Raw genomic sequence first — 13,601 nt, 5'->3', positions numbered from 1 at the left:
GCGATGTCCACCATTCGATACGGCCTCATCGGCGCTGGATACCTCGGCAAGGCGCTCGTGCGCGCGCTGAACCGCCACGACGACGCCACGATCACCGCCATCTTCGACCCGCTCACCGGTGACGCGTTCGCCGCCGAGTTCGGTGCGACGGTCTACGCCGATTGGAAGGAGCTCTGCGCGGCCGACGACGTCGACGCCGTCATCGTCGCCTCGCCGAACTGGGCGCACCACGAGCAGGTCGTCGAGGCGGCGCGCCTCGGCAAGGCCGTGTTCTGCGAGAAGCCGGTCGCGCTCTCCTACGAGCACACCGTCAACATGGTCGAGGCGGCGCAGGCATCCGGCTCCCTGTTCATGGTCGGCCACGTCACGCACTTCATGAGCGGCGTGCGCCGCGCGAAGGAGCTCATCGCGGAGGGCGCCATCGGCGACATCGTGTTCTGCCGCGCCGTGCGCAACACCTGGGAGGGCCAGCGGGACGGCTCCAGCTGGAAGAAGCAGCAGGCGCTCTCCGGCGGCCACCTGTACCACCACATCCACGAGCTCGACCTCGTGCTCTCGCTCCTCGGCGAGGCCAGCACCGTCACGATGGTCGGCGGAAACGTCGCCCACCGCGGCGTCGGCGAGGGCAGCGAGGACGACGTGCTGGCCGCGCTCCTCGAGTACGACGGCACGCGCTTCGCCGCGATCGAGTACGGCTCGGCGTTCCGCTGGACCGAGCACTACGTGCTCATCGAGGGCACGCAGGGCGCGATCCGGCTGGGCATGCAGGGCGACGGCTGCGAGCTGCGCACCCCCGACCGCGTCGAGCGCTTCCCGCTGCACCGCACGCCGGAGGAGGAGGAGAGCCGCGCCGCCTTCTACAACCGCGGTGAGCGCGACGCGAGCGCGCTGTTCGGCACGCCCAACGCCGACGTCCCGCTGTGGATGGCGGGCATCCTCGAGGAGGAGACGGACTACTTCCACGCGCTCATGCGCGGCGGGGAGGTCCGCGAGGAGTTCCGTTCACTCACCGATGGCAGCGCGGCCCTCGCCTCGCTGGCCACGGCCGACGCCATGATGCTCTCGCAGCGCGAGGGCCGCAAGGCGGCGGTCACCGACATCACCGCGGGCGCCCCCGCGAATGTCTAACTCCCCCCTCGGAACGGGCGCCGCGCTGCTGTCAGCGCGGCGCCCGTTCCACATCGGCATCGACCTGGGCGGCACGAAGATCGCCGGCGCCCTGCTCTCGGGGGCCGGCGAGGTGCTCGCCGAGGCCCGCACGCCCACTCCGGCCGGCGCCGACCTGATCGTCGCCGCCGTCATCGGGCTCGCCCAGTCGCTGCGCACGACCCTGCAGGCCGATCACGCCGCGGCAGACGTCGACGCGATCGGCATCGGATCGGCCGGAGTCGTCGACATCGCCACGGGCGCCATCCTCGACGCGACGGAGGCGATTCCCGGCTGGCGCGGGACCGCGCTCGCTGAGCGGGTCACCGCGGCCACCGGGCTCCCCGTGCGCGTCATCAACGACGTCCACGCCCACGCCCTGGGCGAGCAGCGCGCGCTGGACATCCCCACTGCGCACTCGACGCTGCTCGTGGCCGTCGGCACGGGCATCGGCGGCAGCTTCTTGGTCGGCGGCGTCCCGCTGCTCGGCGCGCACTCCGTCGGTGGGCACATCGGCCACGTGCCGACCCCGGCCGCCGCCGGCATCCGTTGCTCCTGCGGCGCGCTCGGCCATGCGGAGGGCAGCGGCTCCGGCACCGGCATCGCGGCGAACTACCTCGCTTCCGGCGGCGAGGCGCTGGACGGCCCCGCCATCGTCGAGCGGGCGGGCGCCGGCGAGCAGCGCGCGCGCGACGCCATTGAGCGCTCGGCACGCACCGTCGGCGAGCTCGTCGGCGGTCTCGTGAACACGCTCGACCCGCACAACGTCGTCCTCTCCGGCGGCGTGCCGGGCATCGGCCCGCTCTGGTGGCAGCCCTTCGAGCGTGCCGCCCGTGCAGAGCTGCTCCCCCGCACCCGCGGGGTCGACCTGCTCCTCGGCCGCAGCGCGGCCGCCGCCTGCCGGGGTGCCGCATCGCTCTGGGACGAGCGCCTCTGGCTCGAGCTCCTCGCGCAGGTCGACACCCCGCCCCACCGCCCCCTCAGCTAGAAGGACCACCATGACCATCGAAGACTTCCTCGCCGCCGTGCGCGGCCGCCTCATCGTCTCGGCGCAGGCCTACCCCGGAGAGCCGATGCGCCACCCGGAGACCATGGTGCAGATCGCCGAGGCGTCTGTCGCCGGCGGCGCCGCGGCCATTCGACTGCAGGGCATCGGCGACATCCGACTCGGCAGCGCACGTCTGGACGTGCCCATCATCGGGCTCTGGAAGGACGGGAGCGACGGCGTGTTCATCACCCCGACGCTGAGACACGCGCTGGCCGTCGCCGAGGCGGGCGCCGCGGTCGTCGCGATCGACGGCACGCGCCGCCCCCGTCCGGACGGCCTCGACGTCGCCGAGACCGTCGCGGGCATCCACACGCAGTCCGGCGCCCTCGTCATGGCCGACTGCGGCAGCCTCGGCGACGCCGTTGCCGCGGCCGCTGCGGGGGCCGACATCATCGGCACCACGCTCTCCGGCTACACGGGCGAGCGCGAGAAGGTCGACGGACCAGACCTGGAGCTGATCGCGGAGATCCGAGCCGCCCTCCCGGAGGCGGTGCTCGTGGCCGAGGGACGCATCCACACACCGGCGCACGCGGCCGCAGCCCTGCAGGCGGGCGCGGACTCGGTGGTCGTCGGCACCGCCATCACGCACCCGTCCACGATCACCTCCTGGTTCGCCGCCGCCGTGGCCAGCGCATGAGGCTCCTCGTCAGCTCCTACACGCTCTCCCCCGCACACGCGCACTGGGACGAGGCGGTCGAGCAGGAGTTCCTCGGCCGGCTGAGCGCCCTCCCCGGGGTGGACGCGATCGAGATCCCCTGGCTTGGCCGCATCCACCCGCACGACGACGACTGGATGCTGCGCGCCTTCCCGCGGGGCATCGGCCTCGCGATCACCCCGCTGCCGTTCGTGATGCGCCGGAGCGGGGAGAGCCAGCGCTACGGCCTGGCCTCGCCCGACGCCGACGGCCGCCGTGCGGCGCTCGAGGACATGGCGCGCCTGCGCGACGACGTCGCCGTTCTGCACGGCAGGGGCATCGGTCCGGTGCTCTTCGTCGAGTTGCACAGTGCGCCCCGCGGAGGCGGCACGGCGCTCGCCCTCGAGCGCTCGCTGACCGAGATCGCCTCCTGGGACTGGCAGGGCGCCGAGTTGCTGCTGGAGCATTGCGACAGCGACACGGGCACGCACGCGTTCGAGAAGGGATTCCTCTCGCTCGAGCAGGAGATCCGGGCGATCCGCGACTCGGCCGCCCCCGTTCAGCTGTGGTTGAACTGGGCGCGCTCAGCGATCGAGTTGCGCGACCCGGATGCCGTCGCGGGCGCTGTCCGAACGGCAGCGGAGTCCGGCCTGCTGGCCGGGCTCGCCTTCTCCAGCGTGTCGCCCAGGTCCAGTGCGTACGGCCCAGCTTGGGTCGACGCACACCTGCCGTTCGACCGCCGCGGCGTGGAGGGCTCGATCCTCACCGCGGAGCGCGTGCAGGCCGCGCTCGAGGCGGCGGCCGGCGTGGAGTGGCTCGGGCTCAAGCTGTCCCCGCACCACGGCGAGAACTCCATCGACCAGGTGGTCGACACGGTGCGCTCGCACCAGCTCGTGCTGCCGAGTCGTCGCTAGCGGCGCTTGGCGAACTGCACCGGGTCCTCCAGGTACGGAGTCCAGGCGGCCCGTTCCTCTGCGCTGATGCGCCGCGGCCGCTCGGTCACCGCGTCCACGAGCACGATCGTCGTCGCCGCACGGGTGTAGAGCGTCTGCGCCTCGGTGGATTCCGGCGACCAGACCTGGTAGCAGACCTCGAGGCTGGCGCCGCCCAGGTTGCCGATCCACAGCTCGACGTCCAGCGGCGCACGGAGGTAGGGAATCGGCGCCAGGTACTCGATCTCCTGCCGGGCGATCAGGCTGAGCGTGGCCGCGCCCGGCCGGGCGTCCAGCACGGCGGTGCTGGCGCCGACGGCGCCCTGGCCGCCCAGATCGGCGTCATCCGCCCAGAACGCCTGGATGCGCGCCTCCTCCAGGAGGCGCAGCATCTCGGCGTTGTTGACGTGCCCGTAGGCATCGAGGTCCGACCAGCGCAGCCGGATCGGCACATGCAATCTCATCGGAACCTCGATGCCCCAGGCGTCGTCGTGCTCAGCCGGCGACTAGTCGCGCGTGAGCTTGCGGTAGGTGGAACGGTGCGGCTTGGCGGCATCCGCGCCCAGGCGCTCGACCTTGTTGGCCTCGTACGCCTCGAAGTTACCCTCGAACCAGTACCAGTTCGCCGGGTCCTCCTCCGTGCCCTCGTAGGCGAGGATGTGCGTCGCGGTGCGGTCGAGGAACCACCGGTCGTGGGTGATGACCACGGCGCAGCCGGGGAACTCGAGCAGCGCGTTCTCGAGGCTACCGAGGGTCTCGACGTCGAGGTCGTTTGTCGGCTCATCGAGGAGCAGCAGGTTGCCGCCCTGTTTGAGGGTCAGCGCCAGATTCAGGCGGTTGCGCTCGCCACCGGAGAGCACGCCGGCCTTCTTCTGCTGGTCCGGCCCCTTGAAGCCGAACTGCGAGACGTAGGCACGCGAGGGGATCTCCGTCTTGCCGACGACGATGTAGTCCTGCCCGTCGGAGACGACCTCCCAGAGGTTCTTCTCCGGGTCGATGCCGCCACGGCTCTGGTCGACGTAGGAGATGTCGACCGTCTCGCCGATCTTCAGGTCGCCGCTGTCGAGGGGCTCGAGGCCGACGATCGTCTTGAACAGCGTGGTCTTGCCGACGCCGTTCGGGCCGATGATGCCGACGATGCCGTTGCGCGGCAGGGTGAAGGTGAGGTTGTCGATGAGGATTCGCTCGCCGAAGCCCTTCTTCAGGTTCTTCGCGTCGATGACCTGCGAGCCGAGGCGCGGGCCGACGGGGATCACGATCTCCTCGAAGTCGAGCTTCCTGGTGCGCTCGGCCTCGTTCATCATCTCCTCGTAGCGGGCGAGGCGGGCCTTCGACTTGGTCTGACGGCCCTTCGCGTTGGAGCGCACCCAGTCGAGCTCGTCGGCGAGGCGCTTGGAGAGCTTGGCGTCCTTCTTGCCCTGCACCTCCAGGCGGGCCTGCTTCTTCTCCAGGTAGGTGGAGTAGTTGCCCTCGTAGGGGTAGAGGCGGCCGCGGTCGACCTCGGCGATCCACTCGGCCACGTGGTCGAGGAAGTACCGGTCGTGGGTGACGGCGAGGACGGCACCGTGGTACTGGCTGAGGTGCTGCTCGAGCCAGAGGACGCTCTCGGCGTCGAGGTGGTTGGTGGGCTCATCGAGCAGCAGCAGGTCGGGCTTCTGCAGCAGGAGCTTGCAGAGTGCGACGCGGCGCTTCTCACCGCCGGAGAGGTGGGTGACGAGTTCGTCGGCCGGCGGGCAGCGCAGCGCGTCCATGGCCTGCTCGAGCTGGGAGTCGAGGTCCCAGGCGTCGGCGTGGTCGATCTCTTCCTGCAGAACACCCATCTCGGCGAGCAGGGTGTCGAAGTCGGCGTCGGGCTCGCCCATGGCCAGCGAGATCTCGTTGAAGCGGTCGAGCTTGGCCTTGATCGGGCCGACACCCTCCTGCACGTTCTCCAGGACGGTCTTGGTCTCATCCAGCACCGGCTCCTGCATCAGGATGCCGACGGTGTAGCCCGGCGTCAGCTTGGCCTCTCCGTTGCTCGGGGTGTCCAGCCCGGCCATGATCTTGAGGATGGTGGACTTTCCGGCACCGTTCGGGCCCACGACGCCGATCTTGGCGCCGGGCAGGAACGACATCGTGACGTCGTCGAGAATGAGCTTCTCGCCCACCGCCTTGCGGGCGCGAACCATGGAGTAGATGTATTCAGCCACTATTTTTCCTAAATTCTCTGTATGCCTGGGCCCCGCGCCGTGCACGACGCTCATCGTTCGCGCGATAACGCGCAGTCTCGACGTGCTTCGAGGGCCTGAATGCCGACCTCTGCGCCCTCGCGGAGCGTGAGGGCTGGCAATTCGACGCTACGGTCGAGGATACCGGCAAAACCGGTGCCAGGCTGATCGTCAGTGCACGATGGCGCTCAACCAGATGATGCCGACGCCGAGCGACGCCGTGATTGCCGCGTTGAGGATTCGCCGCGGCCATCCCCTGCGCCTTTTCACCGAGTTCCAGAAACCCAGTGCGGCAAGCGTCAGGACGCCGGCCCAGAGGGCGATGTAGTAGCCGACGTACTCGTCGAGCACCCCGGCCGCGGACAGCAGCAGGAAGGCGGCCGGCACCAGCATCGCGAGCACCATGCCGATGGAGTGGCGGGCGGAGTCCAACACCAACACCCACAGCTTCCGATGGGCGGCGTCGGGCGAGCCGTGCACGGCGACGACGGCGGAGTAGATGTGCGCCAGCCAGAAGACGCCGACGGTGCCGAGGGTGAAGAAGAAGACTTCGAGATCGGTGTCGTAGTTCCATCCGACCGCGATCAGCGCGCTGACCAGCACCGTGCCGTAGATGGCGTACTCGGTCGCGTAGACGCCGGCGACGGCTTCCACCGATCGGACGCTGCTCTGCGCGGCCCGATCGAGCCAGCCGGAGCCGGGCGTGACTGATTTCTCAGGCGGATCGGCAGGCTCGCCAGCCATGGCCGTCCGCCCCGGGGGCTCTGCTTCGCATGGATTTCACGCTAGTCCCGCGAGCCGCGCCGGTCTATGGGCTGGCCTGCCCGATTGCTACCAGTCGATGGCCCGGGTGGAGCCGATCAGGCAACTGCCCGTGGAGAGCATCGCCGTGACCGCGCTCTGGTAGCCGCCGCTGGACGGGCCGAACTGGCCGAGCAAGCACTCCCCGTTGAACCGAACGGCCCACGGCACGGAGTCGGCGGCCAGGTCGACGGAGGTCCGGTCGAAGCCGACCTCCATGTCGGCCTTGCTAAAGCCACCGGCGACCAGGGCGTTGATGAACGCCTCCCCGCCCGCCGAGGGGTTGGCGGCGAGCACCGCGGCCGCGATCGAGTCGAAGTAGGCGAGGTTGTCCTGGGCTGTGCCGTCCGGGAGCAAGACGAGTGGCTCGACCGGCTCCTCCGTCGCGCTCGGCGCCGGACTGGCCGTCTGCGTCGGGGCCGGGGTGGCCGGCGCGGGAGAGGAGCATGCGGCGAGCGCGAGCATCATGGACGCTGCCAGTGTCGCGAACAACAGCCGCGGCCTCCGCGGCATCGCTCGGCCGGTGGCGGAACTCTCGCTCGACATCTCTCGCCTCTCTGACGGGTTCACTACTGCGAACGAGTCTATGGGCGAGCCGACACCGGCTAGAACGGGGTCGCCTCCAGTTCGCTCACCCGCTCCGCACCCGGAACCGACCAGTGCTCAGCCGGAGGCTCTGTCGCCTCGCCGGCCGTGGAGCCGTCGCTGTCTCCGGTACTCGGCTGCCCCTGGTCCAGGGGCAGGGCCCTGGTTGTGCGCCGGAAGCTGGCCGTGCCCCACTGCAGGTCCAGCCCGATCACGTCTGCCTCCAGGTCAATGGACGTGCCGCGCCGCTCGCCGGTGTCCCAGGCACGCAGGTGCAGCCGCCCGGTCACGACGACGGGATCGCCCCTGTGCAGGCTCGCCATGGCGTTCTTCGCGAGGCCGCGGAACGCGCTCACCGTGTACCAGTTGGTGTTGCCGTCGGACCAGGTGTTCGTGTTCTTGTCGTACTTGCGCTGGGTAGACGCCATCCGGAACTTGATCAGAGGCACGCCGCTCGGCGTGACCTTCTCCTCCGGGTCGTTTCCGATCACACCCAGCACGGTGATGATGTCATTCGATTCACGCATGGGAATCGTCCTCTCGGTTCGTGTGCCGCCCGTCGCCGCTGCGCGGGCTGTGGCCACGGCTCCGGCGCTCGTGCCCGTCATCCGGGCCGTGACCACATGCATCGAGTGTGCGCCGCCGGCGCGCCCCGGCAGCCGGGGACGTGCAATCTGTGCACTGCGGCCCCGCCGGGACCGGCTGTGCACAACAAGGGCGACACGAAGCGCGAACGGCGGGTTCTCTGCCCCTAGAGTGATGCCATGAGCTATGTCGCAGCAGACAACCGGTATGACACGATGCGGTACAACCGATCCGGGCGGAGCGGCCTCCTGCTGCCGGCCATCTCGCTCGGGCTGTGGCACAACTTCGGCCACGAGCGCCCCATCGAGACGCAGCGTGCCGTGCTGCGCCGGGCCTTCGACCTCGGCATCACCCACTTCGACCTCGCCAACAACTACGGCCCTCCCCCCGGAGCGGCCGAGACGAACTTCGGCCGGATCTTCGCCGAGGACTTCCGCGGCCACCGCGACGAGATGATCATCTCCAGCAAGGCCGGTTACGACATGGCGCCTGGCCCCTACGGCGAATGGGGCTCCCGCAAGACCCTGCTCTCCTCGCTCGACCAGAGCCTCGGACGGCTGGGCCTGGACTACGTCGATATCTTCTACTCGCACCGCCCCGACCCGAACACCCCGATCGAAGAGACCATGGGGGCGCTTGCGACCGCCGTGCAGCAGGGCAAGGCCCTCTACGTCGGCGTCTCCAACTACAGCCCGGAGCAGACCCGGGCCGCCGCGGCCGCCCTCGCCGCCCACAAGGTGCCCCTGCTGATCCACCAGCCGAGCTACTCGATCTTCAACCGCCATGTCGAAGACGGGCTGTTCCCCGTTCTGGAGGAGGTGGGCGCCGGCTGCATCGTGTTCTCGCCTCTCGCGCAGGGTCTGGCGACCAACCGGTACCTGGACGGCGCGATCCCCACCGACTCGCGCGCCGCGACCAGCCGGTTCCTCAATCCGGAGCAGATCAGCCCGGTCTACCTGGAGCGCGCCCGCGCTTTGAACGAGATCGCTGCCGGCCGTGGGCAGTCGCTGGCGCAGCTGGCGCTCAGCTGGGTGCTGCGCCAGCCCGGCGTGACCAGCGCGCTGATCGGCGCGAGCAGCGTCACCCAGCTGGAGCAGAACGTGGCGGCACTGGATGCGGCGCCTCTCACCCCCGAGGAGATCGCGGCGATCGAGCCGTTCGCCGTGCACGGCACCGGCCTGCGCTAAACCCGGTGGGCTACCTCTACGCGCTCCTCGCGGCCTTGCTGTTCGGAGCGAACGGGTCCCTCGCCAAGGTTGTGCTGGAGGCGGGGGTGACCCCGGCCCAGCTCACCTTCGTGCGCGTGCTCACCGTGACGGTGATCGCCGGCGTCTGGCTGCTCATCAGCGACCGCTCGGCGTTCCGCATCGGATGGCGCCAGCTGGGCGTTCTGGCCTTCCTCGGTGTCGTGGGCGTCGCACTGCTGCAGTGGTTCTATGCCGTGGCGCTGACGATGCTCCCCGTCGGGCTGACCCTCTTGCTGGAGTACCTCGCCGTCGTCGCGGTGGCTGTGATCGCCCGGGTCGTGTTCAAGGAGCGGGTGAAGGCGCGCCTCTGGCTGGCGATCGCCCTCGTGCTGGTCGGGCTGACCCTGGTGGCACAGATCGGCAGCGGCACCGTGTCCGTGCCCGGCGTGCTGTTCGCCCTCGCGGCCGCCGCCAGCCTCACCGTCTACTTCCTCGTCGGCGAACGACAGCTGACCGCCAGCTCCCCGCTGGCCGTGGCATTCTGGGCCATGGGCTTCGCGACCCTGTTCTGGCTCGCCTTCAGCGGGTGGTGGGAGATGGATGTCGCGCTGCTCGGCTCCCCCGTCTCCTTGGGCGGTGCGCTCGCGGCGATCGTGCTTCCCGTGTGGATGCCACTCGCGGTCACCGCCGTCGTCGGCAGCTTCGTGGCGTTCCTGCTCTCCTTCCTGGCGCTCAAGCACCTGACGGCCACCGCGGCGGGCATCACCTCCTCGGCCGAGGTGCTGTTCGCATTCGCCGTTGCGTGGCTCTGGCTCGGCGAGGCGCTGGACCTGGCGCAGCTGATCGGCGTCGCGATCGTGGCGGCCGGGATCGTGCTGGCGCAGACCGCGCGAGCCGAGAAGATCGTCGACCCCGAGCTGGCCGCCGCTGCACTCCTGGCCCCCGCACCGCACGCCAGATAGCCGTGTCGGTGCTGCCGTCTACCGTGTGAATCACACCGCAGACGCGGCACACCGACGGCAGAAGGCGAAGGGGCACCATGGCACACAACAGCACCAGCACACTGATTCGTCCGCCCGCGACACCGTTGGGCGTCAGCGTCGCCGGCCTGGAGTTCCTCCCGGTGCGCGGAGGCCTCTGGCGCGTCGCATCCGTGCGCGGCACGATCCTCGGGCAGATCGAGTTGTGTTCACAGGATGCGGGTGCCGAGCCACGCTTCACCGCACGCGCGCTGCACTCCGACGGTGTGCGGCACAGCACACTCGGCGATTTCGGCACCGCGGTGGCCGCCGCCGACTGCTTCCGGTGACCGGCCACGCTCGATATCGGCGCATCCGGAGCCCGAGTTGAGGCGCGCCGGGACGACTCCCCCTCGGCCTCGCCGCACGCCGGTAGAGTGCCGCACATGCAGTGGTTGACAGATTTCTCTGACTGGTTCTTCTCCGCGGACGCGCAACCGGTGCTTTTCACCGCCGCCGTCATCGCGATCGCTCTCCTCGCCTCCGGCCTCCTCGCCGCCTGGATCGCCCGCGGCGCGATGAAGCGGGTCATCGCCCAGCGCAACACCGAGATCAAAATCGCCGCGATCGCCGCCCTCGTCGACGCGTCGGTCGAGGCCTCGGTGTGGAACTCGCTCACCCCGCAGGAGCAGGTGCTCTCGGACCGGGCCGTCGGTCAGGCTGACATCCAGGTGCGGATGCTGCCGATCCGCGGTTCGGGCGTTGCAGCAGACTGGGCGGCGCACCGCCTGCACGAGCTCAAGCGCGCGTCGGCCACCTTCGGCTACCAGTCGGAGCCGGCGGTCACCGAGTTCCGCGACCGTCTGATCGAGTGGCAGGCCAAGCCGAGCCGCGCCCGCAAGGCCTTCGCCAGCGACCTCGAGCAGTGGAAGAGCACCACCACCGAGAGCGATCGCACACTGCTCGCCGACCAGGACGCCTGGGTCGCCCAGCAGCACCGGGCCCAGTACAACTCGCCCCTGTTCGCTCAGCCGCCGGTGCCGAACGAGCCCGTCGACACCCAGAAACTGCTCGCCGACGTGGACGCGCTGCGCCAGCCCGCCGCGGCCGAGCCGATGCCCGCGCAGCAGAGCGCGTCGCTGTTCCCGCTGGCTCAGGCCGCACCGGCCCCTGTCTCGCCGACGCAGGCAGCACCGACACCGGCCGCACCGACGCAGGCCGCACCGTCGCACGCTGCGCCGGCGCTGTTCCCGCCGGCGCCGTCGTCACCGGCAACGCCCGAGGCGTAGCCGCGCCCGCGCGGGGCGCTCTGGGGCGTTAGCGCCACCATTCGTCGAACAGGGATGCCGGCGTGCGGCGCTTGTGCTCGCTGGCCAGGTAGCGGCCCTCGATCGCGGCCGCCGCGGCATCCGACACCTGCTTGCCCTCGAGATAGTCATCGATCTCGGTGTAGCTGAGCCCGAGGTTGGCCTCGTCGGTCTGGCCGGGGGTCTCATCGAGCAGGTCGGCCGTCGGCGGCTTGAGGTAGAGCCGCTCCGCCGCGCCGAGGTGCTCGAGCAGCGCACGCCCCTGCCGCTTGGTCAGCCCGGCCAGCGGCAGCAGGTCGGTGCCGCCGTCGCCGTACTTCGTGAAGAAGCCGGTGACGGCCTCGGCGGCGTGGTCGGTGCCGACCACCAGGTAGCCGTGCCCTCCGGCGATCGCGTACTGCGCGATCATGCGCATGCGGGCCTTGACGTTGCCCTTGTTGAAATCGCTGATCGGCTCGCCGAGGGCGCGGGCGTACTCGTCCTGGATACCGTCGACGCCGCCCTTGATGTTGAAGGTGACGGTCTGCGCCGGCTGGATGAACTCCAGCGCCAGTTGGGCGTCGTCCTCGTCGCGCTGCACGCCGTAGGGCAGGCGCACGGCGACGAACACCGGGGCGTCCCCGCCATCCGCGGCCATCTCGTCCACGGCGAGCTGGCACAGCCGGCCGGCGAGCGTGGAGTCCTGACCGCCGCTGATGCCGAGCACCAGACCGCGCGCGCCGGTGCGGCGCAGGTATGCGGTGAGGAATTCGATGCGCCGGCGGATCTCGGCGGCGGCGTCGATGCTCGGGCTCACGTGGAGCTCGGCGATGATCTGAGACTGAAGCGCGTGCATGCGTCGAATCTACCGCGCGAGCCGCGCGGGGCTGCGCACGGAAGGCGCGCTTCGCTATCATCGCCTGCAGAACGCGCCGTGCGAGCGCTGCAGGCAGGAGCCGAATGGACATCTCAATCCCCTCGCTGATCCTGATTGCCGCGATCGCCGTCGCCGCACCTCTGCTCGGCCGGGGCCTCGGGCGATTCGTCAAGATCCCCCTGGTGGTGTTCGAGATCGTCCTCGGCATCCTGCTCGGGCCGTCGCTGCTCGGCTGGGTGCAGCCGGGCCCCTTCACCGAGACGCTGGCCGACTTCGGCCTGGCCATGCTGTTCTTCCTCGCGGGCAACGAGATCGACTTCGCCCGCATCGCCGGCCGCCCCATGATGCGGGCTGGGCTCGGCTGGCTGCTCTCGCTCGCCGTCGGGGTCGCCGCCGGCATCCTGTTCTCGCCCACCGTCGGTGCGGGCGTGTTCATCGGCATCGCGCTGACGTCGACGGCGCTCGGCACGATCATGCCGGTGCTGCGGGATGCCGGTGAGCTGCGCACCCCGTTCGGGATCGCGACGACCGCGGTCGGGGCCGTCGGCGAGTTCGGCCCCTTGCTCGCGATCACGCTGTTCCTCTCCGGAACCACTCCTCTGCACGCCACCATCGTGCTCATCGGTTTCGCGCTCATCACGGGGGCCGCGATCTGGCTGGCGGCGATCGGTGCCGGCCGGAGCATGCACGCCCTGATCACTGCGACGCTGCACACCAGCGGCCAGTTCGCGGTGCGCCTCGTGATCTTGGTGCTCGTCTCACTCGTGGGGCTGAGCGTGGCGCTCGGCATCGACATGCTGCTCGGCGCGTTCGCGGCCGGGGTGCTCTACCGGGTGTTGCTCACCGGGGCGCCGGAAGCGGACGCCACACTGGTCGAGGCCAAGATCGAGGCCATCGGCTTCGGCTTCCTGGTGCCGATCTTCTTCATCAACACGGGGGTCACCTTCGATCTGGACGGCCTCATCGGTGATCCGCAGGCGCTTCTGCTGCTGCCGATCTTCGTGCTGGCGCTGCTCGTCGTCCGCGGCCTGCCGAGCACGCTCGCCGCCCCGCGCGGCAGCACCCTCGCCGATCGAGGCGCGTTGCTGCTGTTCGGGGCGACCGGCCTGCCGATCATCGTTGCGGTCACCGCGATCGGCATCGACACGGGTGCGCTGGACTCCGGCACGGCGGCTGCCCTCGTCGCCGCCGGGATGTTCTCGGTGCTGCTGTTCCCGCTCACCGGTCTCGCGCTGCGCAAGCGCTCCCGCGACTACACGGCCCGCCCGTCGGACGAGGAGGCCGTGGCGGAGGAAGCGTAGGGCCGCTGACTGCTGGGCGGAGTAGTCGTGTGCTCCGGCCGCCGGGCGGCCAT

Annotated in this window: 15 protein-coding genes; 9 read left to right on the top strand and 6 right to left on the bottom strand. The window is 70.3% G+C overall.

Features of this window, described 5'->3' with window-relative positions:
• Positions 1–3 precede the first annotated feature (3 nt).
• Genes BLT62_RS08775 through BLT62_RS08760 form a run of 4 tightly spaced genes read left to right on the top strand, consistent with a single transcriptional unit; the run spans position 4 to position 3,742 of the window.
• Positions 4–1,128, top strand: a complete 1,125-nt coding sequence (locus BLT62_RS08775) for a Gfo/Idh/MocA family protein (protein ID WP_083363711.1) — start codon at positions 4–6, stop codon at positions 1,126–1,128.
• Positions 1,121–2,134 carry an ROK family protein gene (locus BLT62_RS08770; RefSeq protein ID WP_083363710.1) on the top strand — a complete coding sequence of 338 codons (1,014 nt, stop codon included), beginning with the start codon at positions 1,121–1,123 and terminating at the stop codon, positions 2,132–2,134. The genes BLT62_RS08775 and BLT62_RS08770 overlap by 8 nt, the downstream gene beginning before the upstream one ends.
• Before the next feature lie 10 nt (positions 2,135–2,144).
• Positions 2,145–2,831: an N-acetylmannosamine-6-phosphate 2-epimerase gene (locus BLT62_RS08765; protein ID WP_083363709.1), complete on the top strand. Its 687-nt coding sequence runs from the start codon at positions 2,145–2,147 to the stop codon at positions 2,829–2,831.
• On the top strand, positions 2,828–3,742 hold the full coding sequence (locus tag BLT62_RS08760; RefSeq protein WP_083363708.1) for a DUF4862 family protein: 915 nt from the start codon (positions 2,828–2,830) through the stop codon (positions 3,740–3,742). The genes BLT62_RS08765 and BLT62_RS08760 overlap by 4 nt, the downstream gene beginning before the upstream one ends.
• On the opposite strand, the gene BLT62_RS08755 is transcribed toward BLT62_RS08760, so the two are convergent.
• From BLT62_RS08755 to ssb, 5 genes are all read right to left on the bottom strand, one after another.
• On the bottom strand, positions 3,739–4,224 hold the full coding sequence (locus BLT62_RS08755; protein WP_083363707.1) for an acyl-CoA thioesterase: 486 nt from the start codon (positions 4,222–4,224) through the stop codon (positions 3,739–3,741). The genes BLT62_RS08760 and BLT62_RS08755 overlap by 4 nt on opposite strands.
• Before the next feature lie 42 nt (positions 4,225–4,266).
• The gene (gene ettA / locus BLT62_RS08750) at positions 4,267–5,949 is read right to left on the bottom strand and encodes an energy-dependent translational throttle protein EttA (RefSeq protein WP_083363706.1); all 1,683 of its coding nucleotides are present in this window, start codon (positions 5,947–5,949) and stop codon (positions 4,267–4,269) included.
• 189 nt (positions 5,950–6,138) lie between these two features.
• Positions 6,139–6,621 carry a hypothetical protein gene (locus tag BLT62_RS08745; protein ID WP_156786295.1) on the bottom strand — a complete coding sequence of 161 codons (483 nt, stop codon included), beginning with the start codon at positions 6,619–6,621 and terminating at the stop codon, positions 6,139–6,141.
• Between the two features lie 177 nt (positions 6,622–6,798).
• Positions 6,799–7,236 (bottom strand): DUF6993 domain-containing protein, encoded by a 438-nt coding sequence (locus BLT62_RS08740; RefSeq protein WP_231919072.1) that lies wholly within the window; start codon positions 7,234–7,236, stop codon positions 6,799–6,801.
• A 137-nt stretch (positions 7,237–7,373) separates the two neighbouring features.
• On the bottom strand, positions 7,374–7,880 hold the full coding sequence (ssb, locus tag BLT62_RS08735; protein ID WP_172829673.1) for a single-stranded DNA-binding protein: 507 nt from the start codon (positions 7,878–7,880) through the stop codon (positions 7,374–7,376).
• 237 nt (positions 7,881–8,117) lie between these two features.
• On the opposite strand from ssb, the gene BLT62_RS08730 reads away from it, so the two are divergent.
• The 4 genes from BLT62_RS08730 (at position 8,118) to BLT62_RS08715 (ending at position 11,373) form a co-directional block, all read left to right on the top strand.
• Positions 8,118–9,125, top strand: a complete 1,008-nt coding sequence (locus BLT62_RS08730) for an aldo/keto reductase (RefSeq protein WP_083363703.1) — start codon at positions 8,118–8,120, stop codon at positions 9,123–9,125.
• Between the two features lie 5 nt (positions 9,126–9,130).
• The gene (locus BLT62_RS08725) at positions 9,131–10,087 is read left to right on the top strand and encodes a DMT family transporter (protein ID WP_083363702.1); all 957 of its coding nucleotides are present in this window, start codon (positions 9,131–9,133) and stop codon (positions 10,085–10,087) included.
• 77 nt (positions 10,088–10,164) lie between these two features.
• On the top strand, positions 10,165–10,434 hold the full coding sequence (locus BLT62_RS08720) for a hypothetical protein (protein WP_083363701.1): 270 nt from the start codon (positions 10,165–10,167) through the stop codon (positions 10,432–10,434).
• Positions 10,435–10,530: 96 nt separating this feature from the next.
• A complete protein-coding gene (locus BLT62_RS08715) occupies positions 10,531–11,373 on the top strand; it encodes a hypothetical protein (protein ID WP_083363700.1) in 843 nt (280 codons plus the stop codon).
• Between the two features lie 28 nt (positions 11,374–11,401).
• Here BLT62_RS08715 and nadE read toward each other — a convergent pair whose 3' ends face one another.
• Positions 11,402–12,226: an ammonia-dependent NAD(+) synthetase gene (nadE, locus tag BLT62_RS08710; RefSeq protein ID WP_083363699.1), complete on the bottom strand. Its 825-nt coding sequence runs from the start codon at positions 12,224–12,226 to the stop codon at positions 11,402–11,404.
• 104 nt (positions 12,227–12,330) lie between these two features.
• On the opposite strand from nadE, the gene BLT62_RS08705 reads away from it, so the two are divergent.
• Positions 12,331–13,548, top strand: coding sequence for a cation:proton antiporter (locus BLT62_RS08705; protein WP_083363698.1), 1,218 nt, complete (start codon positions 12,331–12,333; stop codon positions 13,546–13,548).
• Positions 13,549–13,601 lie beyond the last annotated feature (53 nt).

This window comes from Microterricola viridarii (assembly GCF_900104895.1).
Taxonomy (GTDB): Bacteria; Actinomycetota; Actinomycetes; order Actinomycetales; family Microbacteriaceae; genus Microterricola; species Microterricola viridarii.
Note: the sequence above shows the minus strand (reverse complement) of the source record. Positions and strands in the feature narration are given on the sequence as shown.

Bases quoted from the DNA above. Each gene is read 5' to 3' on its own strand.
- BLT62_RS08775 (WP_083363711.1), top strand. From the start codon at position 4: ATGTCCACCATTCGATACGGCCTCATCGGCGCTGGATACCTCGGCAAG.
- BLT62_RS08770 (WP_083363710.1), top strand. From the start codon at position 1,121: ATGTCTAACTCCCCCCTCGGAACGGGCGCCGCGCTGCTGTCAGCGCGG.
- BLT62_RS08765 (WP_083363709.1), top strand. From the start codon at position 2,145: ATGACCATCGAAGACTTCCTCGCCGCCGTGCGCGGCCGCCTCATCGTC.
- BLT62_RS08760 (WP_083363708.1), top strand. From the start codon at position 2,828: ATGAGGCTCCTCGTCAGCTCCTACACGCTCTCCCCCGCACACGCGCAC.
- BLT62_RS08755 (WP_083363707.1), bottom strand. From the start codon at position 4,224: ATGAGATTGCATGTGCCGATCCGGCTGCGCTGGTCGGACCTCGATGCC.
- BLT62_RS08740 (WP_231919072.1), bottom strand. From the start codon at position 7,236: ATGATGCTCGCGCTCGCCGCATGCTCCTCTCCCGCGCCGGCCACCCCG.
- ssb (WP_172829673.1), bottom strand. From the start codon at position 7,880: ATGCGTGAATCGAATGACATCATCACCGTGCTGGGTGTGATCGGAAAC.
- BLT62_RS08730 (WP_083363703.1), top strand. From the start codon at position 8,118: ATGAGCTATGTCGCAGCAGACAACCGGTATGACACGATGCGGTACAAC.
- BLT62_RS08720 (WP_083363701.1), top strand. From the start codon at position 10,165: ATGGCACACAACAGCACCAGCACACTGATTCGTCCGCCCGCGACACCG.
- BLT62_RS08715 (WP_083363700.1), top strand. From the start codon at position 10,531: ATGCAGTGGTTGACAGATTTCTCTGACTGGTTCTTCTCCGCGGACGCG.
- nadE (WP_083363699.1), bottom strand. From the start codon at position 12,226: ATGCACGCGCTTCAGTCTCAGATCATCGCCGAGCTCCACGTGAGCCCG.
- BLT62_RS08705 (WP_083363698.1), top strand. From the start codon at position 12,331: ATGGACATCTCAATCCCCTCGCTGATCCTGATTGCCGCGATCGCCGTC.